The 23,890-nt window shown below is 35.5% G+C and carries 16 protein-coding genes; 9 read left to right on the top strand and 7 right to left on the bottom strand.

The genetic code is table 11. From position 1 onward, the window contains the following. The first annotated feature begins 104 nt into the window (after positions 1 to 104). From OZP11_RS12165 to OZP11_RS12150, 4 genes are all read left to right on the top strand, one after another. Positions 105 to 1,283, top strand: a complete 1,179-nt coding sequence (locus OZP11_RS12165) for an L-lactate MFS transporter (RefSeq protein WP_281235464.1) — start codon at positions 105 to 107, stop codon at positions 1,281 to 1,283. Between the two features lie 109 nt (positions 1,284 to 1,392). Then, positions 1,393 to 3,627, top strand: a complete 2,235-nt coding sequence (gene pflB, locus OZP11_RS12160) for a formate C-acetyltransferase (RefSeq protein WP_281235463.1) — start codon at positions 1,393 to 1,395, stop codon at positions 3,625 to 3,627. A gap of 71 nt (positions 3,628 to 3,698) precedes the next feature. Next, positions 3,699 to 4,481 carry a pyruvate formate-lyase-activating protein gene (gene pflA / locus OZP11_RS12155; RefSeq protein ID WP_281235462.1) on the top strand — a complete coding sequence of 261 codons (783 nt, stop codon included), beginning with the start codon at positions 3,699 to 3,701 and terminating at the stop codon, positions 4,479 to 4,481. Positions 4,482 to 4,622: 141 nt separating this feature from the next. Then, a complete protein-coding gene (locus OZP11_RS12150) occupies positions 4,623 to 5,969 on the top strand; it encodes a deoxyguanosinetriphosphate triphosphohydrolase (protein ID WP_281235461.1) in 1,347 nt (448 codons plus the stop codon). A gap of 18 nt (positions 5,970 to 5,987) precedes the next feature. Here the strand turns inward: OZP11_RS12150 and OZP11_RS12145 are convergent, their stop codons facing one another. Genes OZP11_RS12145 through OZP11_RS12130 form a run of 4 tightly spaced genes read right to left on the bottom strand, consistent with a single transcriptional unit; the run spans position 5,988 to position 10,342 of the window. Beyond that, on the bottom strand, positions 5,988 to 6,989 hold the full coding sequence (locus tag OZP11_RS12145) for a DUF3078 domain-containing protein (RefSeq protein ID WP_281235460.1): 1,002 nt from the start codon (positions 6,987 to 6,989) through the stop codon (positions 5,988 to 5,990). Between the two features lie 39 nt (positions 6,990 to 7,028). Further along, positions 7,029 to 8,816: a 1-deoxy-D-xylulose-5-phosphate synthase gene (locus OZP11_RS12140; protein WP_281235459.1), complete on the bottom strand. Its 1,788-nt coding sequence runs from the start codon at positions 8,814 to 8,816 to the stop codon at positions 7,029 to 7,031. Between the two features lie 42 nt (positions 8,817 to 8,858). Beyond that, positions 8,859 to 9,515, bottom strand: a complete 657-nt coding sequence (locus OZP11_RS12135) for a hypothetical protein (RefSeq protein ID WP_281235458.1) — start codon at positions 9,513 to 9,515, stop codon at positions 8,859 to 8,861. After that, positions 9,515 to 10,342, bottom strand: a complete 828-nt coding sequence (locus OZP11_RS12130) for an energy transducer TonB (RefSeq protein WP_281235457.1) — start codon at positions 10,340 to 10,342, stop codon at positions 9,515 to 9,517. The genes OZP11_RS12135 and OZP11_RS12130 overlap by 1 nt, the downstream gene beginning before the upstream one ends. Positions 10,343 to 10,487: 145 nt before the next feature. On the opposite strand from OZP11_RS12130, the gene OZP11_RS12125 reads away from it, so the two are divergent. Together OZP11_RS12125 and OZP11_RS12120 are read left to right on the top strand one after the other, a co-directional pair. Beyond that, the gene (locus OZP11_RS12125) at positions 10,488 to 10,931 is read left to right on the top strand and encodes a nucleoside deaminase (RefSeq protein WP_281235456.1); all 444 of its coding nucleotides are present in this window, start codon (positions 10,488 to 10,490) and stop codon (positions 10,929 to 10,931) included. A gap of 15 nt (positions 10,932 to 10,946) precedes the next feature. After that, complete coding sequence (locus tag OZP11_RS12120; RefSeq protein ID WP_281235455.1) at positions 10,947 to 11,579, top strand: hypothetical protein; 633 nt, start codon at positions 10,947 to 10,949, stop codon at positions 11,577 to 11,579. Here the strand turns inward: OZP11_RS12120 and OZP11_RS12115 are convergent. Further along, on the bottom strand, positions 11,576 to 12,118 hold the full coding sequence (locus tag OZP11_RS12115) for a hypothetical protein (protein ID WP_281235454.1): 543 nt from the start codon (positions 12,116 to 12,118) through the stop codon (positions 11,576 to 11,578). The genes OZP11_RS12120 and OZP11_RS12115 overlap by 4 nt on opposite strands. A gap of 219 nt (positions 12,119 to 12,337) precedes the next feature. Here OZP11_RS12115 and OZP11_RS12110 point away from each other — a divergent pair, with 219 nt between their 5' ends. The 3 genes from OZP11_RS12110 to pbpC all read left to right on the top strand — a co-directional run bounded on the left by OZP11_RS12110 (position 12,338) and on the right by pbpC (position 21,257). Further along, a complete protein-coding gene (locus OZP11_RS12110; RefSeq protein WP_281235453.1) occupies positions 12,338 to 18,025 on the top strand; it encodes an alpha-2-macroglobulin family protein in 5,688 nt (1,895 codons plus the stop codon). 132 nt (positions 18,026 to 18,157) lie between these two features. Further along, a complete protein-coding gene (locus tag OZP11_RS12105; RefSeq protein WP_281235452.1) occupies positions 18,158 to 18,748 on the top strand; it encodes a transposase in 591 nt (196 codons plus the stop codon). A 136-nt stretch (positions 18,749 to 18,884) separates the two neighbouring features. Then, positions 18,885 to 21,257 (top strand): penicillin-binding protein 1C, encoded by a 2,373-nt coding sequence (pbpC, locus tag OZP11_RS12100; protein ID WP_281235451.1) that lies wholly within the window; start codon positions 18,885 to 18,887, stop codon positions 21,255 to 21,257. A 9-nt stretch (positions 21,258 to 21,266) separates the two neighbouring features. Here pbpC and OZP11_RS12095 read toward each other — a convergent pair whose 3' ends face one another. Both OZP11_RS12095 and OZP11_RS12090 read right to left on the bottom strand, forming a co-directional pair. Continuing rightward, positions 21,267 to 22,064, bottom strand: a complete 798-nt coding sequence (locus OZP11_RS12095; RefSeq protein ID WP_281235450.1) for a hypothetical protein — start codon at positions 22,062 to 22,064, stop codon at positions 21,267 to 21,269. A gap of 113 nt (positions 22,065 to 22,177) precedes the next feature. Continuing rightward, the gene (locus tag OZP11_RS12090; RefSeq protein WP_281235449.1) at positions 22,178 to 23,722 is read right to left on the bottom strand and encodes an Rne/Rng family ribonuclease; all 1,545 of its coding nucleotides are present in this window, start codon (positions 23,720 to 23,722) and stop codon (positions 22,178 to 22,180) included. Between the last annotated feature and the right edge of the window lie 168 nt (positions 23,723 to 23,890).

Genomic DNA, 23,890 nt, shown 5'->3' with positions numbered 1-23,890 from the left:
GATTTCGTAGTTTTCTGGTTTTTTAATCGAAAACACGATAAAAATCACCTTTTTTGTAAATCACGGCTTCTACATTTGTTTCACCAAAATAAATGTATAATCTTATGAAAACAAAAAATAAATGGGTAGTTGCACTAGCAGGAATGATGCTGCAATTATCAATTGGTTCTATTTACGCTTACAGTGTCTGGATAAACCCTATAAACTCTCTAAACGGCTGGGACAGCAGCCAGTTAAAACTTTCCTTTAGTCTTGCCATTTGCTTTTTAGGACTTACGGCGGCTTTTATGCAAAAGTTTGTTCGCAAAATCGGCCCTAAAAATGCAGGACTGCTTGCGGCTTTATTCTTTGGCATTGGTTTACTTGGAAGCGGTTTTGCGATTGCCATAAAATCCCTGGTCTTATTTTATTTATTTTTTGGGATTATAAGCGGTATAGGTCTTGGCTTTGGTTATATAACACCCGTTTCGGTGGTGGTCAAATGGTTTCCTGATAAACCCGGTTTTGCCAGCGGACTCGTTATTATGTCATTTGCAGTAGGCTCTGTCGTTGCCTCAAGGCTTATTTTGCCTTTAGTAGAATTATGCGGTGTTTCGGGAACTTTTTATTTGCTGGGAAGTATTTATTTTCTTTTAATGATATTGGCGTCATTCTGCCTTTCGCTTCCTGATTCAAGTGCTGAAACCGAAACTGCGGCAGTGCAGAATTCTTCGATACATTTAAAAGAATTATTAACAGATGTTCGTTTTTACAGTCTCTGGCTGTTTTTATTCCTTAATACTACCTGCGGTATTGCCTTAATTTCGATTGCGGCGCCCATGTCTAAAGAAGTTATTCATCTAGATGATGCGCAGGCCATCAATTTCGTGGGTTTAATTGGCTTTTTTAACGGATTTGGCAGGCTGTTCTGGTCGAGTGCTTCTGATAAGATAGGACGATGGTTAACCTTTTTCCTCTTTTTTACAATAGGTACTTCCTGTTTCTTTATTTTAACCCAGACTCAAAATGCGGTGTTATTTCAGCTTCTTGTTTTTATCATCATCAGTTGTTACGGGGGAGCATTTGCCACTATGCCGGCGTTTGTAAAAGACGTTTACGGAGCAGATAAAATGAATGCTCCTTTTGGTTTTATATTAATCGCATGGTCAGTTGCGGCTTTTGCAGGGCCCGGATTGCTGTCATTTACTAAAGATTATAACGTAATCTTCTGCTTTTTTGCAGCAATTTTAGGATTTACTTCAATATTTTGTTTATTGACAAAATCGAGACTTATTTCTCGATAACGTTTGCGGATTTTTTAAAAAATAAGCTGATTTACTGACTATTATCATGTTTTTTAAACGTGATTTTGTCGAATTTTGATTACAATAAATCTATTAAATACCAATAGTTATGAAAGCAAGTGTCGAAAAAATTGAATTTGCACCCGGAAAATGGGAAACATCAGTAAATGTTCAGGATTTTGTATTAAAAAATATTACTCCTTATGAGGGAGATTCATCTTTTTTATGCGGACCATCATCAAAAACTACAAACTTGTGGAATATCTGTAAAGAATCTTTATTAAAAGAAAGAGCCAGCAACGGATGTTTAGCAATAGATGTAGAAACTATCTCAAGTATAAATGCGTTTAAACCAGGCTATATTAATAAAGAAGACGAAGTAATTGTAGGTTTGCAGACTGACCAGCTGCTAAAACGTGCCATGAAACCTTTTGGCGGTATCAAATTAGTTGAGTCTGCTGTTAAAGAAAGAGGATTAAAAGTATCAGACCGCGTATTGGATATCTTTAATTATGCTAAAAACCACAACGAAAAAGTTTTTGATGCTTACGATAAAGAAATCAGAGATTACCGTTCTAAACATATCTTAACAGGTTTGCCTGATAATTATGCCCGCGGCCGTATCATTGGAGATTTCCGTCGTCTGGCTTTGTATGGTATTGAGCAGCTTATTAAATTTAAAAGAGAAGACCATGTAAAAGTGGGCGGCGAAATGACAGAACACAAAGTTCGTCTTCGTGAAGAAATCGCAGCTCAAATTAGTGCCTTGCAGGATATGCTTGTAATGGGAGAAGATTACGGTTTTGACCTTTCTCGTCCGGCTCAAAATGCAAAAGAAGCTGTACAATGGGTGTATTTTGCTTATTTAGCAGCAGTAAAAGAACAAGACGGAGCTGCAATGTCATTAGGTAATGTATCTTCTTTCCTTGATATTTTCATCGAAAGAGATCTGGAACAAGGAACAATTACAGAAAGCGAAGCCCAGGAACTGGTAGATCAGTTTGTGATGAAATTAAGAATGGTTCGCCACTTAAGACCAGGTGCTTACGATGAAATCTTTGGTGGAGACCCAACATGGGTTACAGAATGTATTGGAGGGATGTTTAATGACGGAAGAACAAAAGTTACTAAAACATCATTCAGATTTCTTCAGACTTTATACAACTTAGGAGCTTCTCCTGAACCAAACTTAACTGTTTTATGGTCAGAAAATCTTCCGGAAGGATTCAAAAATTTCTGTGCCGAAGTTTCAATTGATACATCATCAATTCAATACGAAAATGATGATTTAATGAGACCAAACAGAGGTTCTGATGATTACGGAATTGCATGTTGTGTTTCTCATCAGGAAATTGGAAAATCAATCCAGCATTTTGGAGCACGTGCCAACCTGCCTAAAGCTCTATTAATTGCTTTAAACGGAGGTAGAGAAGAAAAAGGCGGTGCTGTAATCATGAAAGATATTCCGTTTATTAACGACGAAGTACTGGATTATGATGTAGTATACAATTCTTTTAAAAATGCAATGAAAGAATTGGCCAGAGTATATGCTAAATCAATGTATATTATTCATTATATGCATGATAAGTATTACTACGAAAGAGCACAAATGGCATTAATCGATTCAGATCCGCACGTTGATATTGCATACGGAGCTGCCGGAATCTCTATTATTGCCGACTCATTATCAGCTATAAAATATGCTAAAGTAAAACCGGTAAGAGACGAAAACGGACTTACAGTAGATTTTAATATTGAAGGGGATTATCCTAAATTTGGAAATGATGATGACAGGGTAGATTCAATTGCAAAAGAAGTGACTGCTTTCTTTATCAATGAGCTTAGAAGACACGAAGCATACAAAAATGCAACGCCTACACTTTCATTGTTAACAATCACGTCAAATGTAATGTACGGAACAAATACAGGAGCAACTCCTGACGGACGTAAAGATGGTGAATCTTTTGCACCGGGTGCAAACCCAATGCACGGACGTGACAGCAGCGGGGCAATTGCTTCGTTAAATTCTGTTGCAAAACTGGATTATAAAGATGCGCAAGACGGAATCTCGAATACCTTCTCTATGATCCCGAAATCATTAGGAGATAACAGAGAAGAACAGGTTACGAATTTAGTAAATGTAATAAACGGATATTTTGAGCAGATGGCACATCACTTAAATGTAAACGTACTAAATCGCGAAACACTGCAAGATGCTTACAATCATCCAGAAAACCATCCGCAGTTAACGATTAGAGTTTCAGGTTATGCTGTTAACTTTGTCAGATTATCAAGAGCACATCAGCTGGAAGTTATTGCACGTACCTTCCACGAAGCGATGTAAAAAACAATTATAAGTCAAAAAGGCTGGCTAAAGTTAGCCGGCCTTTTTTTATCCAATTTTATTCAGGAACTATGTATTTTCCATTACAAGATATTGAAGCTGTTAAATTAAACATTGACGATCCGGATCATTTGAGAATACATTCTCTTGAAACTTTCGGAACCCACGACGGACCCGGCATCAGAATGGTGGTTTTTGTACAAGGATGCCAGTTTAGATGTTTGTACTGCCAAAACCCCGATACACTCGATGTAAAAGGCGGTTCATTAGTCGAAATAGAAGAATTGGTAAAAAGAGCTGTTCGTCAAAAAAGTTATTTCGGGAAAACCGGCGGTGTAACCGTTTCCGGCGGAGAACCCTTATTGCAGCGAACAAAATTGCTTCACTTTTTTAAACGCCTTCATGAAGAAGGAATTAATACCTGTCTGGATACCAATGGCAGGCTTAACAACCATCAGGCACACGAACTTTTTGATAATTCAGATATACTTCTTCTGGATGTAAAACACATCAACGACGATATACATCACAAATTAACAGGCCTGACCAACAAAAATACTTTAGAAGTTGCAGCTTACAGAGAATCAACGGGAAAACCTATGTGGCTGCGCTATGTTCTAGTTCCCGGCTGGACAGATCAGCCCGAATATCTCGAAGAATGGGGGCAGTATTTTACAAATTATAAAACCGTTGAAAGAGTCGAAATTATTCCGTTTCATCAGCTGGGATCTCAAAAATGGGAATTGCTGAAAATGCCGTATGCACTAAAAGAAACAAAGCCGCCTACGAAAGAAAGCAAAGAAGAAGCATTGGCCATTTTTCAGAAATACTTTAAAAATGTCATACTTAAGTAGATAGTTTTTGCTTAATCTGAATCCTTTGCAGATTATCTTTAAAATAGTATTTTTTGTTGAATGAAATCCTAAATAAAACGTATTTTTGAATTTTAGATGAAAAATCTAAAAAACCTGCAATCTGAAATCTAAAATACAAAAATGAACTGGGAACAACTTTTATCTCTTAAGAAACAAGGCGACACAAGTAAAAGATTACGTATAGAACAAGATGATACACGATTAGGTTTTGAGGTAGATTACGACCGCATTATCTTCTCGGCCGCGTTTCGCTCATTACAGGATAAAACCCAGGTTATTCCGCTTTCTAAAACAGATTTTGTTCATACACGACTCACACACAGTTTAGAAGTATCGGTTGTAGGAAGATCTTTAGGACGTTTGGTTGGAAAAAAAATCCTTGAAAAATACCCATATTTAAAAGAAGTTCACGGCTATCATATGAATGATTTTGGTGCTATTGTGGCTGCGGCTTCATTGGCACATGATATTGGGAATCCACCATTTGGACATTCTGGAGAAAAAGCAATCGGCGAATATTTTTCCAGCGGAAAAGGACTAAAATACAAAGACAAACTTACGGCTAAACAATGGCAGGATTTGATTGATTTTGAGGGAAATGCAAACGGATTTTCTGTCCTTACCGGAAGCCGTCCCGGAATTGAAGGCGGACTTAGGATTTCATACGCTACTTTGGGCGCTTTTATGAAATACCCAAAAGAAAGTCTTCCTAAAAAACCAACCAATAATATAGCCGATAAAAAATACGGTTTCTTTCAGTTAGACAAAGTATTCTTTCAGGAAGTTGCTGAAGATATGGGGTTGATTGCCAATAAAGAAGACGGCGATCTAGGTTACGAAAGACATCCTCTGGCTTATTTAGTTGAAGCTGCAGATGATATCTGCTACACCATAATTGATTTTGAAGACGGAATCAATTTAGGTTTGGTTTCTGAAGATTATGCTTTAGAATATTTAATCAAGCTGGTAAAAGATAATATTGGTGTTGCCAAATATAAACTGCTTGAAACAAAAGAAGATAGAATCAGTTACCTGCGTGCTTTGGCAATTGGAGCTTTAATTAATGATGCAGTTGATGTATTTATTGAAAATGAAGAAGCAATTCTGGCAGGAAATTTTCCGTATGCTTTGACAGAAAAAAGCAAATACAAAGCCCAGATGAAAGATATTATTAACTTAAGTGTCGAAAAAATCTATCAGAGCCGTGAAGTAATCGAAAAAGAAATTGTAGGTTATCAAATTATCCAGACACTTCTGGATAAATTTATAACGGCATTTAATAACAAATATGAAGGGACAGCATCAAATTATGATAAATTAATCCTAAAAATGCTCCCTGAAAAACATCATCTGGAAAAAGCTAATTTATACGAGCGTCTGCTTCATATCTGCCATTATGTATCTCTTTTGACAGATGGAAATGCGTTAGAATTATATGAAATGATCAGCGGTACAAAAAAGCGCTGATCATATATATTGTTTATTTTATTGAAAAGCATAAACCAGACCAACACCAAGAACTTGTCTTAGCTGCATTCTTGGTCCGTCATTAACCTGCGATTTTGCACCAGTCGCTGGGTCAACAATATCTTTTTTGGTTTTAATATCGTCGTCATACACTAAATGTACGCCAATATTCGCTTTTACATAAGCATTTACGACAAGATCAAGACGTGTATCATAATCGATATCGACATTTCCAAATCGGTTCAAATAATCAGTATATAAGCTTAATCTGTTTTCATAAAAAACGTTTTTATAAATTTCGTTTTTCATGTAACCCGTAAAAAGAATACCAAACTCCGCTTTGATTCTTTGCCCTTCCTCAATTAAAATCTGATTAGCCGGATCTAAAGGATCTGGTCCGTAAATAGCTTTTTTAACACCAAAAGAACCTTGATTGGCAAGATATTGGTCTAATACTAAAGTAGTTTTTAGCGTAATAGGAGAGAAGTAAAATGTTCTGTTTTTTTGTTTGTTCGAATTCTCTGCTCCGGCTCCAAGGAATACATAAGCTGGTGCAAAAGGTTTCGATATGGCAATATCCTTGTTTGGATAATTATAACCGTTTGTAAATTGGGTATTGAAGTTAAATTTAGCAGAATAATACCAGTTTGAAAGTGTATCTTTTCTAAAACCATAAGTCGAGTTTAGCAAAAGAGCGTCATCTGTTTTTCTAAGCTCTGTACCGTCCTGTTTATTTAAACCATATTTTACAATAAGCTCGTTAGCCCATTTATGATTCTTTTTTATGTAAGTTCTGTTAAATTCACCTTTAAATAAACCAGAAATAGAACTGGTTCCCCCCGCGCTCCAGTTTACAAAAGCGATCTCTGAAATGTCAAATCCTAATTGATTTTTTTTATTCCAGTTTGATGGAAGTTTTGGTATTTGATTGGGATCTAATGTCGTTTGTATCAGCTGAGCAAAGTTCTTGGTCGAGAACAAGAGCAGCAGTAGTAAAAGGGTGGAACGTAGTAAATTCATCAGGCTTGTTTTAATTTTTTTTTTGGTGCCGCAAAATAATTATTTTACACCGTTTGTAAAAAGATTTATTAAACTTTTAACGTCAATATTGCACAATTGTTGCAGCTGCAGTACGGTTCCGTGTTCAATGAACACATCCGGTACTCCTAAAATATGAATATTATTTTTGAAATTCTGTGATGCGGCAAACTCTAAAACTGCACTTCCAAAACCGCCGTTTTTCACGCCGTCCTCTATTGTAATTATGTTTTCGAATGTAGAAAAAACAGAGTTTAAAGTGTTGTAATCTAGCGGTTTAACAAATGGAAAGTCATAATGGGCAATCGTTTCTGAATTTGGAGATGCCGTCAAAGCCTCAATCACATTATTTCCAATAGTTCCGGTAGATAAAACAGCAGTTTTTGTACCCGTTTTCAGGCACAAAGCTTCGCCTATATTTATTTTTTTGTACTGTCCGAAATTTTCTACTTCCCATTTCGACAAAACTCCGCGTCCTCTGGGATAGCGGATTGCGATAGGATTATTCAGACCTAATTGGGCAGTGTATAAAATATTTTGAAGCGCAATTTCATTTATAGGCGCATAAATGATCATATTTGGGATCGAACGCAGGTAAGCAATGTCAAAAACACCATGATGTGTTGCGCCATCTTCGCCGACTAGTCCGGCTCTGTCGAGACAGAAAATTACAGGTAAATTCTGCAGTGCAACATCATGAATAACCTGATCGTAAGCACGCTGTAAAAAAGTCGAATAAATATTGCAGTACACCATCATTCCCTGTGTTGCCATTCCGGCTGCAAGCGTTACGGCATGCTGTTCTGCAATGCCTACATCAAAAGCGCGTTCCGGCAGTTCCTCCATCATAAATTTTAAAGAACTTCCAGATGGCATTGCCGGTGTAATACCTATTATTTTCTCATTTTTTCTGGCTAAATCCAAAATGGTCAATCCAAAAACATCCTGAAATTTAGGAGGAAGATTTTCTTCAGATTTTAAATGAATTTCTCCTGTCAAAGCATCAAATTTTCCCGGTGCATGATATTTCACCTGATTTTCTTCGGCCTGCTGCAAACCTTTTCCTTTTGTGGTTACGATGTGCAGGAATTTTGGCCCCTTAATCTTTTTTAAACGATTTAATTCTTTAATTAAAAGCGGTATATCATGCCCGTCAACAGGACCTGAATAATTAAAATTAAGCGATTTGATAATGTTGTTCTGGCGTGGATTTTTTCCGTTTTTAACCGCAGTAAGATACTTTTTTAAAGCCCCTACGCTTGGATCGATTCCTATGGCATTGTCGTTTAAAATAACCAGAATATTGGCATCTGTAACTCCGGCGTGATTTAAACCTTCAAAAGCCATTCCGCTGGCAATTGAAGCATCACCGATAACCGCAATATGTTCTTTGTCAAAATCACCTTTTAATTTAGAGGCAATCGCCATTCCGAGTGCCGCTGATATAGAAGTAGAAGAATGTCCAACGCCAAAAGTATCGTAAACACTTTCGCTTCTTTTTGGAAATCCGGAAAGTCCGTCTATTTGTCGGTTTGTATGAAAAATTTCCCTTCTTTCAGTCAGGATTTTGTGACCGTAAGCCTGATGACCTACATCCCAGACCAATAAATCTTCAGGCGTGTTAAAAACATAATGCAAAGCAATCGTCAGTTCGACTACGCCAAGACTCGCACCCAGATGTCCCTCTTTTACCGAAACCACATCGATGATAAACTGACGCAGTTCCTGAGCGGCTTGAGCAAGCTGTTCTTCTTTTAAAAGACGTAAATCGGCGGGATTATATATGTTCGAAAGTAAATTGCTTTTCATTGTAACGTAAAAAGCAAATTTACGGTTTTAAATTTAATTTCTTTACTGCTTATTGTGCAGGAAAATAGGTGTAGAATATTGCATCCTGGTTTTTTTTCCGTTCAATTCTCCGGGCCGCCATTTAGGACATAAATTTAAAACCCTGATGATTTCTTTTTCCAGAGGTTCTTCAACCGCAGGAGAACATTCAAGAAATGAAACACTTCCGTTTTTCTCTACTGCAAATGCAAGTGTAAAATTTAGTTTCCAATAATATACGTTTTCCGGTTTTTTATATTCTTTCATAAAAAAAGCATTGAATTGATCAATACCGCCGGGAAATTCAGCGTTTATTTGAGAGGAAGCTGTTTTGGGAACAGCAGCCGTTTCTTTTGATACGTTAGTTTTCTGATTATCCGCTTTTTCAGATTTTATATCAGATTCTTTTTGAGGTTTTAAATCAGTGGTTTCTTCTGGTTTTTCAGATTTAACTTTGTCTTTTTTCGGTTGAGGCAGAGGGATTTGTTTTGAGTTATTCTCTATTATCGTTTTATCTAAAGTAATAGGTTTTGTTGCTGCAGTATCGATGATAACTTCAACCTCCTCATTTTTTTGTTTTTTCTCTTCTTTATTTTGACAGCCAAATAAAATTGTTCCGGCAGTAATAAAAAGAGCCGGCAAAAACATTCTGCGATAATTAGTTTGCGAATATTTGTCCATTATTGAATTATAATAGGTAAAGTATAAGACGATCGCACAACACGGTTTTTTAGTTTTCCCGGAATCCAGTTTGGAGCGGTTTTTAAAACCCTGATAGCTTCTTCTCCTATTTCTTTCGGGGTATCATTTACAATGTTGAAATTGCTCAGACGGCCGTCTTCTTCTACAACAAATAAAATAGATATTTTCCCCTTAAACTTTTCTGTTTTATTTGGAGCGGTATAATTTTTATTAAAAAAATCGTAGAATTTTTCCATTCCGTTTTTAGAAACAGGCAAAACATCCAAATCGGTTTGATTGTATATAATGTGATATTTAAAATTTCCTTCCTGAAAAGCATCAGGAGGAACAATTGCTCCCATTGTTACATGATGTCTTTCTTCTTTTTGTTTTTTAGGCTCAAATTGATGTCCGTAACATGCTGGAACAGCTTTACTTTCGTTTTGATTTTGCTCTGTATTACCTACAATTTCGATTTTATCAATACTGTTTTTATTTCCCTCAGCATCTGCGCAGCTAAACAAAGTCGTTCCCATAGCAATAAACAAAGCCAGAAGAAACATTTTATGATAGTTTGTCTGTGAATATAAAATACGATCCGGAATTTGAATGGTAATAGAAGCCAGCTGCGAATTTTTAAATCTTCCGCAAATTTTTTCATTTTGATTTTGAATAAAATAATGCTGAATTTCTTCCGGAAGCATCGCAGTAAAATCAATAACCGTTTTAGAACAGCTCATACAAAATCGGCCATTTTCGCTGGGAGTCATTTTATCCCAGTTTTCGTGGCAGGGTTCCGGTATGATTATTTTATGATTACTGCTCATAATGAATTTCAAAATTTAAATGTAATAAAAAATAGACAGCAAAAGCGTGTTTTATGACTTTTCTGAATTTTTGTAAAAAAATCATGAGACGATTAATTTATGAGAGCTTAAAAAGAAATCATTTCAAAACCCTATTTTTGCAGTTATGATAAATCCTTTTACCGACGAATACTTTATGAAAAAAGCTTTACAGGAAGCTGAAATGGCTTTTGATAAAGGCGAAATTCCTGTTGGTGCCATTATTGTAGTTGCTGATAAGGTAATTGCAAGAAGTCACAATTTAACCGAATTATTAAATGATGTGACGGCTCATGCGGAAATGCAGTCGATAACCGCTGCAGCAAACTTTCTTGGCGGGAAATATTTAAAAGATTGTACGCTTTACGTAACGCTTGAACCTTGTCAGATGTGTGCAGGAGCTTTGTATTGGAGTCAGATTTCAAAAATTGTTTTTGGAGCACGCGACGAGCAGCGTGGCTTTTTGAATATGGGAACAAAACTGCATCCTAAAACCACCGTTGTTTCTGGTGTAATGGCAAACGAAGCAGCCGATTTAATGAAACGTTTTTTTCTTGAAAGACGTAAATGATTTATCTAAAACTGCATGACAGATTTTTCAGTACTAAAAAAACTATTCCACATTACAGAACCAAACGGTTTTACAGATGATGAACTTCAGGTCGTAAAAAATATTTTTGGAGAACTCCCTCAGGTTTTTGTCGATTATTATAAAGAACTCGGCAGAATTCAAAATTTAAATCATACACAGGATTTATTAATTATACCGGAACGTTTTCAATATTATAAAAATGACGATTATCTGATTTTTTATTCTGAAAACCAAAAGGTATGCGTTTGGGGAATTCATAAAGATGATTTGTCGAATCCGAATCCGCCGGTTTATATGAGTTATGATGAAAAGGAATGGAATCCAGAAACCGAAACTTTAACAGATTTTTTTACTGCAATGGCATTTCTTCAGGCTGGTTTTGCATTAGAATTTACCTGCGATACATTTTACGAATTAGAACCGCATGAACTGGATTTTATTTCCCAAAACTTTAGAAACAAAGAGGTTTCATTAAGACAATGGGTAGAAGGGGTAAAATTTTATGGAAATCACGATGATGATGTAATTATCATAATGAGCGATAATCAAATGTATTATTCATCCAATACCGAAGAACACTTTCTTGAAATGGATAAAGTATTGTCAAAACTGGGAACAGAATTTTAAAATAAATAAGCCATGTACAGACACACAAATATCATAAAGGAATTGAAACAAATGATATTGTAAAATGTGTTTTCAGAAAAACCTTTTTTCGAAAGAAGTATTCGTATGCTTATAGATGCTGAAAGTAAAAGTGTACAACAGGTATAAAATTGTATTCCGTTAATACTTAGTCCGCTGGACAGAAGCTTTGTGTAGTCGGTATTTTTTGATTTGACTTTTGTTACAGATTTAAATAATAAAGAATACTCAAGTTCTACATCTCCTTTTTCGATAGAATGATTTACTGTTGAAAAATTAAAACCTTTTTGGGTATAATATTGATGAGAAACAGTTTGTGGTTTGCCTCCATTTTTTCCGCTTGAAGTTCTTACAGCGTAGCGTGTTATAATATCTGTTGTTTTTAAAGAAGGCAGAATGTAATAATCCGAAAAACCCAGAAGAATTGTAAATATTACAACAGCAAATAAATATACAATTACATTTCTATTGGTAGTAATGAATTTATTTTCAAAAGAGTAGCTGTTTGAATTTTTTGACATTTTTATCTTGTTAAAAATAGAACAAATGTAATATTTTAATAATTACATTTTAGCTAAACTTCAACAAAAGTTAAATAAATAATGCTGTAGAATTTTCTTCTTAAAGGATTCTAAAAATATTTTACTTTTATCATAATTTAATTTGTATTTTGCTGTTTATGGCTTAAATGGCATACATATTAATTTCTCAATTTGATAACCAATTAACTCTAAATAAAAGTGAAAGCAAAAGGACTATCCATCGTATTTTTTGTGTTTTTTATTTTTCAATCCTGCGGACGAAAATCAGCAGCCGATTTCAATTCGGATTTTTCGTTGTTTAAAGATTACATAACCAGTTTTACAGGCGGTATCGTTTCGGCAGATTCTGATATTCGCGTGGTTTTGGCATTCGATAAAAACGACTGGAAACCCAATCAGGAATTAGACGACGATTTGTTCGATATTTCGCCAAGTGTAAGCGGAAAAGTCATAGCACTTTCTACAAATACTTTAGCTTTTATTCCGGAGAAAAAACTCAAAATGGGAACAGAATATCAGGTTACTTTAAACTTAGATAAGCTGACAGCCATTCCCAAAGAGAAAGAAAAAGAACTTTCTAAATTCAATTTTACAGTTAAAACCGTAAAGCAGGACTTTACGATCAATACTGGTGATATTCAGTCGTATAGTAAAGAATATCAATATTTAAACTGCACTTTAAAAACAGCAGATAATATTGATTTAGAAACTGCGATTAAATTGGTTAAAGCCAAACATAACGGAAACGATCTTAAGATTAAATTTGATAAAAATCCAGCTTCAGGAAAAGAATTTCATTTTATAATTGACAGTATTCAGCGCCAGTCAGAAACTTCAAATTTAGAAATCATCTATGACGGTAATGATTTTGATATTGATCAGAAAGGACAGATTGATTTTCCAATTACAAGCATCAATGAGTTTAAAGTGATTAAGGTTGAAATTCCGGACGGAAACAATCAGCAGGTTTTAATTAACTTCTCTGAACCTTTAGAAAAAGGACAGGATTTTGCCGGATTGGTTTCTATTCAGAATACCAATAACTTAAAATTTTCTACACAAGGAAATTTATTAAAAGTATATTTTACAAATCAAAATGCACCTAAAAAAGAAGAGCCTGTTGTTGCAGTCATAGAAGAACCTGTTGCAGTGGCAGTAGATTCTGCTGCTGCTGTAGTAGATTCTGCCGCAGTTGCCGTAGATTCAGCCGTCGCATTTGTAGAAGAAGCAGTTGAATATGTACCGGATGAAGAACCGGAACAAGTTATTACAGGCGAATTATTATTAGAAGTTTTTGAAGGAATCGAAAGTCAATACGGTAAAAAGCTGGAGAATAATTACAGTGAAAAAATCTCTTTTGACCAAATAAAACCAAATATTCGTTTTGTTAAAAACGGAACCATTCTGCCAAGTTCAAATAATTTAAAACTGAATTTTGAAGCCGTAAATCTTAGTGCAGTAGATGTAAAAGTGTATAAGATTTACAAAAACAATATTCTGCAATTTCTTCAATATAATGAATTAAACGGCGGGCAAAACCTCAAAAAAGTAGCGCAGCCAATTGCCAAAACAACACTGAATTTAAGGGAAAGCACACTCGTAAATCTGGCAAAATGGAATACGTATGCTTTAGATTTATCTAAAATTATCAAACCGGAACCGGGAGCGATTTACAGAGTTGAGTTTGTTTACAAAAAGAAATATTCATTATACAAATGTGAAACATCAGAAGGAAATGACGATGAAGCTGAGGAAGAAGAAGTTGATGAAAACGACGTAAACTACAGCGGCAATTCGTATGATGATTACTATTATTATGACGACTATAACTGGAGAGAAAGTCAGGACCCTTGTTCAGGTTCTTACTATTACAATGCCAGAATAGCAACCAATATTTTAGCTACAGATTTAGGTGTTATTGCCAAAAGAGGAGAAAATAAATCGTATTTGTTTGCTGTAAATAATATCGTTACAACAGAACCTGTTTCGAATGCAAGAGTGGATCTGTATAATTTCCAACAGCAGAAAATTGGTTCAGAAGCGACAAATAGTGAAGGAATCGCATCTTTCCAATTAGACAAATTCGCTTATTTCGCAATTGTTACTTTAGGCGATCAGTCGACTTATGTGAAACTGGATGACGGACTTTCGTTATCAGTAAGTAATTTTGATGTTGCAGGAGAGACTTTACAAAAAGGATTAAAAGGGTTTATTTACGGAGAAAGAGGCGTTTGGCGTCCGGGAGATAATTTGTATTTGTCATTTATCTTGAATGATGCTGCGAATAAATTACCGAAATCACATCCAATTAAATTCCGATTAAACGATCCGAACGGAAAAACGGTTTATCAAACGGTTCAAAAAACGAATGATCTCAATCATTACGCTTTTACAGTTCCGACAAACCAAGATGCACCAACAGGAAACTGGGAAGCAATGATAAGCGTTGGAGGCGCAAAATTCTATAAGAGTATCAAGATTGAAACAATCAAACCAAATCGTTTGAAAATCAAAAATACGTTTAGCAGAAAAACACTTTCGGCATCGTATCCAAATACAGATAATCTTGAAGTAACTTGGCTTCATGGAGCAATTGCTAAGAATTTGAATGTAGAAATGCAGGCTAAATTCTCGCAGCAAACCACAACTTTTAAAGGGTATGAGAAATATACTTTTGATGATTTAGCTCGTCAATTCAGTACAGAAGAAATAAATGTTTTCTCAGGAAAATTAAATGAAAGTGGAAAAGCTTCGGTAAACATTCAGCCAAGATTGCAGGGCCAGGCTCCGGGAATGCTTCGCGCTTCCTTCATTACAAAAGTATATGAAGAAGGAGGAGATTTTAGTACAGATGTAATGTCAACGACATATTCTCCGTACAAAACCTATGTTGGACTTAAAACGCCTGAATTGAATAAATACAGTATGCTTGAAACGAGAACAAACAATCGTTTTGAGGTTGTGACTGTTGACGAAAACGGAAGACCAAAATCGGTTAGAAATCTTGAAGTACGAGTTTATAAAGTAGACTGGAGATGGTGGTGGGATTCATCAAGCGATAATTTATCAAATTATAACTCTTCCAATGCAACGACTTCATACAAAACGTTTGTAATCAATACCGATTCAAGCGGAAAAGGAAGTTTCCAATTCTCGTTGACAGATGAAGAATGGGGACGTTACTTAATTCGTGTTGCTGATCAGGAAGATGGTCACGCGACTTCGTTAACTGTAAATATCGACTGGCCAATTTGGTCCGGAAAAACACGAAACAGAGATGCCTCGACAGCCAATATGTTAGTATTTTCTACCGATAAGAAAAACTATGCAGTGGGTGAAAAAGCACAGATTTCTTTCCCTTCAAGTGAAGGCGGACGTGCATTGATTTCTGTAGAAAACGGATCTAGAGTTGTGAAGACTATTTGGGCAGAAACTAAAAAAGGAGAAACCAAAGTTGAAGTTCCAATTACTGGAGAAATGGCACCGAATGTATATTTCAACATTACGTTATTACAGCCTCATGCTTCGACCAAAAACGATTCGCCAATTCGTATGTACGGAATTGTTCCAATTGAAGTCGTAGATAAAAATACCATTTTAGCGCCAACAATTGAAATGCCGGATGTACTGCGGCCAGAACAGCCATTTACGGTAAAAGTAGGCGAGAAATCAGGTAAAGAAATGACCTATACCATCGCAGTTGTCGATGAAGGACTTCTGGATTTAACTCGTTTTAAAACACCAAATGCATGGGAAAGTTTCTACGTTCGTGAAGCTTTAGGTGTAAAAACCTGGGACATTTACGATGATGTAATTGGCGCTTACGGCGGAAAAATAAACCAGATTTTCAGTATTGGTGGTGACCAGGATTTAGGTGGTGGAAAAGCTAAAAAAGCAAACCGTTTTAAACCAGTTGTATTGTATTACGGGCCATTTAAATTAGGAAAAGGAGATACGAAATCACATCAGCTAAAACTGCCAAAATACATTGGTTCTGTTCGAACAATGGTGGTGGCAGGAGATGCAAATACAAGCGCTTACGGAAGTGTTGAAAAAGCAACACAAGTTAAGAGTCCGTTGATGGTTTTGGCTTCGTTACCAAGAAAAATTTCACCATCAGAAAAAGTAACGCTTCCTGTAACCGTTTTTGCAACTGAAAGTAAAATCAAAAATGTTTCGGTTCAGGTAAAAACAAGCAACGGATTAAAAGTTGTGGGAAGCGCGGTTCAAAGATTGAATTTTGCGCAGCCAGATGAGAAAATGGCATACTTTAATTTGGTTGTAGGATCTGCAACGGGAATTGCAAAAGTTCAGGTAATCGCGACATCTGGAAGTGAGAAATCAGTGTATGATGTTGAAATCGATATGACGAACCCGAATCCAGTTACGAGTACTTTTACCGATGTTGTTTTAACGCCAAATAGCACTAAAACAATTTCATGGAAAACATTTGGAATCGCTGGAAGCAACAAAGCAAGATTGGAAGTTTCGTCAATGCCGTCTATGAACTTGAACGGAAGATTACAATTCTTGATTCAGTACCCGCATGGATGTGTGGAGCAGACCACTTCATCAGTTTTCCCACAATTGTATTTAGGTGATGTAGCTGATATTGATGCAAAACGTAAAGACTTGATTCAGAAAAATATTGCTGCCGGAATTGCGAGATTGGGTAATTTCCAATTATCAAACGGCGGTCTGCCTTACTGGCAGGGAAATGCAATTGCAGACGATTGGGGAACTTCTTACGCTGGCCATTTCTTAATTGAAGCAGAGAAAAAAGGATATGTATTGCCAATTAATTTCAAATCAAAATGGTTGTCATATCAACAAAAAGAAGCGAAACAATGGCGTTTTGAACCGAAATACGGAAATGATTTAGCACAGGCCTATCGTTTATATACTTTGGCTTTGGCAGGAAACGCCGACTTATCAGCAATGAACAGATTGAGAGAAACAAAAGGCATTTCGAATGAAAGTATGCTTCGTTTGGCTGCGGCGTATGTTTTAGCAGGTCAAAAATCAGCTGGACAAAGTTTGTTCTTGAAAACCAGTATCGACGGAAGTTCAGATGGTTATAGTTATTACTATTATGGTTCAAGCGAAAGAAACAGAGCAATGGCTTTAGAGACGCTTCTTCTTTTAGATCAAAAACAAAAAGCATTTGTAACAGCAGCGAAATTAGCCAAAGAAATGTCGGCTAATCAATGGATGAGTACACAGACAACAGCTTATTGCTTGTACGCAATGTCGAAATTTGCAGTGAGCAATGGTCCAAAAGGAATCAATATCCAATTTAGTAAAAACGGAAAAGGAGAAACCATAAATACAGGAAAATCGGTTGCAGACCGCAGTTTGTCTGTTGCTTCCGGAACAAATAGTATTACACTGAAAAACAACAAAGCCAATACGGTTTATGTTCGTGTATTAAACACCGGAATTCTGCCAATCGGACAAGAAAATGCAGTTCAAAGCGATGTTACAGCTTCGATTGTTTTCAAAAACAGAAAAGGAAGTGTTATAGATGTTTCAAGAATCAATCAGGGAACTGAATTTGTTGCCGAGGTTACCATTAAAAACCAAAGAGGAGAAAGCATTCAAAATGTGGCATTATCGCAAATTCTGCCTTCAGGATTCGAAATTGTAAATACGCGTTTCACTGATTACGGAGATGCGGTAAATAACATTGCCGATTATATTGATATTAGAGACGACAGAACGAATTTCTATTTCGGAATGAAAGCGAGAGAAACAAAAGTTTTCCGTATTCTGTTGAACGCATCGTATTTAGGAAATTATTACCTGCCAGGATTACAATGTGAAGCGATGTATGATAATACATTCTTAGCAAGAACAAAAGGATTCTGGGTTGAGGTTGTGAAATAATATAAAGAAAAAGTTACGTATCCTAACAGGTTTTCAAAACCTGTTAGGTATTATATTTAAGTCAAGTTCAATAAGATAAAAAGCATACCTAACAGGTTTAGAAAACCTGTTAGGATAATAAAGATAATAAATTTGGAAAAGGAAGTTTTTGAGGCAGGACAATATTATCATGTTTACAATAGAGGAAATAATAATGAGAATATTTTTATCGAAGAAAAGAATTATAGCTATTTTCTAGAAAAGCTTAAAAAATATATTTTGCCCATTGCAGATATTTATGCTTATTGTTTGTTAAAGAATCATTTTCATATAGTTCTGAGAATAAAAGACAAGATTGATCTACCTGAAAAGTTCAAAGAAAAGATTCATTTGCCATTTTCTAATCTTTTTAATTCATATTCAAAAAGTATAAATAAAATGTATGGAAGAAATGGAAGTTTGTTTCAGGAACATTTGCAAAGAAATAGGGTTGAAGATGAAAAATATCTAAAGCAATTAATCATCTATGTTCATCTTAATCCAGTTAAACACAGATTTACAGAGTTCTTTGCAAATTATTTACATTCTTCTTACCGGGCTTATTTATCTGCGAAATCAACCAGTTTAGACCGTGAGTTTATTTTAGAGTTGTTTTACGATTTAGATAATTTTAAGTTCGCTCATAATGAAAGAAGAATTATTTACGACGGAGTAATAAGTGAAATAGATCTACAAGATGAATAGTTTTTATATCCTAACAGGTTTCTCAAACCTGTTAGGTATCTTTCGATTCTATAAGAAATAATTAGAATAATCTAATATAATACCTAACAGGTTTGAGAAACCTGTTAGGATAGCAAAAAAATAGTACTAATTCGAGTTGAAAAATAAATTAAAAGCGTTTCTCCAGCGCATTATAAACTGGATAAAAAAGAATAAAATAAAATCAGCAATTGCATTTCTGCTCTTGCTGATTTACTATTTTTCGATACCCCGAACATTATTCAAAGAACCTTATTCAACCGTAATAGAAAGCAAAGAAGGAGAATTGTTAGGTGCTAAAATTGCACGCGACGGACAATGGCGTTTTCCGGCACAAGACAGCGTTCCGGACAAATTCAAGAAATGCATTGTTTATTTTGAAGACGAATATTTCTATAAACATCCCGGCTTTAATCCTGGTGCGATGATTAACGCTTTTAAACAAAATAGAAAAGCAGGGAAAGTAGTTCGAGGAGGAAGTACGCTGACGCAGCAAGTTATAAGATTATCCCGAAAAGGAAAAAACAGAACCTATTTCGAAAAGATAATAGAAATTATTCTCGCTACAAGATTAGAATTAGGCTATTCTAAAAATGAAATTCTCGAAATGTATGCAGCACACGCGCCGTTTGGAGGAAACGTTGTGGGGTTGGAAATGGCTTCATGGCGTTATTTTGGCGTTCAGTCGAATCAATTATCTTGGGCAGAAAGTGCAGTTTTGGCTGTTTTACCCAATGCGCCAAGTTTAATTTATCCAGGGAAAAATCAAATAAAGCTATTAAAAAAACGAAACCGACTTTTATTAAAACTCAATGAGGAAGGCATAATCGACAAGCAGACGTACGAACTTTCGATAGAAGAACCATTACCTCAAAAACCGTATGATCTACCTCAAATCGCACCGCATTTGCTTCAAAGAGTCGCTAAAAACGAAGAAGGAACAAGAGTCAAAACAACAATTGATTATGCACTTCAAAACAGAGTCAATCAAATTGCGAGATATTATTACAATCAATACAAACAGAATGAAGTTCATAATCTGGCCATTTTGGTAATCGATGTTCAGAACAGAAATGTAATGAGTTATGTTGGAAATTCTCCGGCAGATGCAGATCATCAAAAAGACGTAGATATTATTGATGCACCAAGAAGTACCGGAAGTATCTTAAAACCACTTTTATACGGTGCGATGTTAGACGATGGCGAATTACTGCCAAATACTTTAATTGCTGATATTCCAACACAGATTTCGGGTTATACACCGCAAAATTTCAATCTGACTTTTGACGGAGCAGTTCCTGCACATCGAGCATTATCGCGTTCACTAAATATTCCTGCAGTTTTGATGTTGCAAGATTTCAGCGTAAATAAATTTTATGAAGAGCTGCAGAAATTCAAATTAAGAAATATCAATAAAACACCTGACCATTACGGATTATCACTGATTTTAGGAGGCGCAGAAAGTAATTTATGGGATTTATGCCGAACGTACGCGAATCTTTCGTCTACGGTCAATTATTACACTAAAAATAAAGGACAATACAGAACCAACGAATTTACAGAACTCAATTATAAAAACGATTTTAAGCCCGATTTTGGATCAGAAACCAATCAGAAGAATATTTTAGGTGCAGGATCAATTTGGCTGACGTACAACGCCATGGAAGAAGTCAACAGACCGGAAGGAGACGAAGCCTGGAAATTTTACGACAGTTCGCTTAAAATTGCCTGGAAAACAGGAACCAGTTTCGGAAATCGTGATGCATGGGCAATTGGAACAAATTCCAGATATGTGGTTGGAATCTGGGTTGGAAATGCAACAGGCGAGGGAAGACCAACTTTAACTGGAGTTACAAGCGCAGCGCCAATTTTATTTGATGTTTTTAATTTACTGCCAAGACAAAGATGGTTTGATACGCCGTATAACGATTTGGCAGAAGTTGAGGTTTGTCGCTTAAGCGGTTATTTGGCAAAAGATAATTGCCCGAAAATCAAACAATGGGTTACTAAAAAAGGAAAATCTACTAAAGTTTGTCCGTATCATAAAACCATTCATTTAGATAAAACAGAACAATTTCAGGTAAATAGCAGCTGTGAAAATGTAGATAATATTGTGACTAAGAGTTGGTTTGTACTGCCTCCGGTTATGGCCTGGTATTACAAAAGCCAGCATATAGAATATCTGCCTCTGCCTCCGTTTAAAGAAGGCTGTGAAGGAACACAAACCACAACGATGGATTTTATTTATCCAAAGGCAAACAGTAAAATTTACTTAACAAAAGATTTTAACAGCAATGTGCAGCCTGTGATTTTAAAAGTTGCTTATTCTGAAAGAGATAAAGAATTGTTCTGGTACATTGATGATGTGTACAAGGCAACAACCAAAACGTTTCATGAATTGCCAATTACGCCAACAACAGGAACGCATTATATTACAGTCGTTGATGCCTCTGGAAATGAAATTAGAAGAAAAATTGAGATTGTAAGGTAAGACGCCTTGTTACATTAATTTAATGTCTCTATAGGCGTTTTTAGAATGACTGGCAAACCTGAAAGTGGCTCCAAATGTAAATCCTTTGATTATTGGAAATTCATCTTTGTTAAATTGCTGTGAGTAACCAAAACCTAAATCTAATAAATTTAAAAGAGTAATACCAGCCAAAGCATAAGCGTGTTTGTCTGAAGTCCCTCCTTTAAAGAAGATTGCGTTTTTGGTATTATAAGACAAATGAAGATCGGGTAATCCATAAGTAGTTCCGTTATAAGTGGTAATTCCGAATCCTAAGCCTAAAAAGAGTTTGTTGTCATTTTTACAATCCAAACAAAACTCTAATCCTCCTATGAACTGACTTTTTGTGGCAATTTTATAGTCAAGATAAAAAATAGGTAATTCTGGGATTTTAAATTTCGGGGCGTTGTTGTTTTCTTTATAGTTAAAATCTCTTATGTTTTTGTCTTTTCCGTCTTCGCTCAACCATTTGGCTTTACCCACCAGATATGTTGCGTTATAATCTGTTGAATAGCCCTGAAATTGTAATTTATTAGTACTCATGTAGTAATCGTTAATTACAAAAAGAGAATCAGTGTTTTTTATTTTGTAACCAACAGCATCTTTTGTTTTTACTTTATAAGGTTTGATTCTGTAATAAACAGCAGAATCTTTACTTGTATTTTTCCATTTCTGATTAAAATACAAAGTGTCGTTTTGAGCTGTAATTTTAAATGAGCATAAAACTGCAATTAAGATATAAAAAACAGTTGCTTTGTAAGGAAAATAACGGTGATAAATAAATGCCATTTCGGATGAAAAAAAAGATAATGTACTTTTGTAAAAGTAAGAAAAATAATCTGTTTTAAAATTGAAAAAGCACAAAAAAACCGCCCTGATGCATCAGGGCGGTTTTTGTTGTTTTATTCTGAAATAACATTTCCTTTATTGTCATAGAAATGGTATTCTAAGTACGTGTAAGCGTCACGAGGTATGATTTTCACCCATTTTTTATGTTCAAAAAACCATTTTGAACGTAATGATGGAAAACCTTTGCTGAGGTATGCAGCCACAAACGGGTGTGTATTAAGCACAACTTTATTGTGGGTTTTTAAAAGTCTTTCTAAATCAGAGGTGATTCTGTCAATGATTAAAATTGGAGCTTCAATTTCGCCATTGTGTTTATTAGGATCTTCCTCTCTGGTTTTGATATTCACTTCTGGTCTTACTCGCTGTCTTGTAATCTGGACCAAACCAAATTTACTTGGCGGTAATATTTTATGTTTTGCTTTATCGTCGCTCATTTCTTCTCGCAAGAAGTCGAACAAGACTTTCCTGTTTTCCGGATTCGACATATCGATAAAATCGACTACGATTATCCCGCCCATATCACGCAGACGAAGCTGTCTAGCGATTTCTGCGGCGGCAATCATATTAACTTCCATAGCAGTATCTTCCTGATTAGTGGCTTTATTCGAACGGTTGCCGCTGTTTACGTCTATAACATGAAGAGCTTCTGTGTGTTCGATGATAAGGTAAGCCCCTTTACTCATAGAAACGGTTCTGCCAAAAGAAGTTTTGATTTGTCTCTCTATATTGTATTTCTCAAAAATCGGAGTGTCATTTGATTGATAAAACTTAACAATCGATTGTTTTGAAGGTGCAATTTCCTGCAGATATTCCTTCGTTTGATGGTACAACTCTTCATCATCTATTTGAATACCGCTGAAGGTATCGTTGAATACATCTCTTAATATCGAAGAAGCTCTGTTAAGCTCTCCTAATACTTTTGATGGATGATGAGCAGTTGGTAATTTTTTACACATTGCAGACCATCTGCCAAGCAGGTTCTGCAAATCTTTTTCTAATTCGGCTACGTTTTTGCCTTCGGCTACTGTGCGAACAATAACACCAAATCCTTTAGGTTTGATCGATAGTACAAGTTTTTTTAGACGATCCTTTTCTTTTTTGTCCTCTATTTTTTGAGAAATAGAAACACGGTCCGAAAAAGGAACTAGAACGATAAATCTTCCGGCAAGAGAAAGCTCAGCACTTATTCTGGGTCCTTTGGTCGATATAGGTTCTTTAACTACTTGAACTAAAACAGATTGATTGGCACTTAAAATATCAGTAATGATGCCATCTTTGTCAATCTCTTTTTCAAACTGAAAGGTTTTTAGGGAGAAATCTTTTATTTTACCTGCGCTTACAAGTTTTATGAATTTCAGTTGGGAAGCTAAGTTTGGACCTAAATCATGATAATGTAAAAAGGCGTCTTTTTCGAAGCCTACATTTACAAAAGCAGCATTAAGCCCGGCAACTGGTTTTCGTATTTTGGCAATAAAAATATCACCAACCTGAAAGTTGCTTTTCTCTTCTTCTTTGTGTAATTCAATTAGTTTTCCATCTTTTAATAAGGCAAAATCTACGGCTTCAGAACTAGATCTAATGATTAATTCTTTATTCACACTGTAAATTTTTATCTGTTTTTTCAGAAGATAGAAAAAAGAGAGAAGAGTATAGATTATAAAAATCTAAAATCTTAAGTCTAAAATCTAAAATCTTATCTACAGATGGATTAAACAATATTTTTAACAGGTATTAACCCGGTGAAAAGGAGATTAATAGAGAACTGA

The sequence above is a fragment of the Flavobacterium gelatinilyticum genome, from assembly GCF_027111295.1.
GTDB lineage: Bacteria > Bacteroidota > Bacteroidia > Flavobacteriales > Flavobacteriaceae > Flavobacterium > Flavobacterium gelatinilyticum.
Note: the sequence above shows the minus strand (reverse complement) of the source record. Positions and strands in the feature narration are given on the sequence as shown.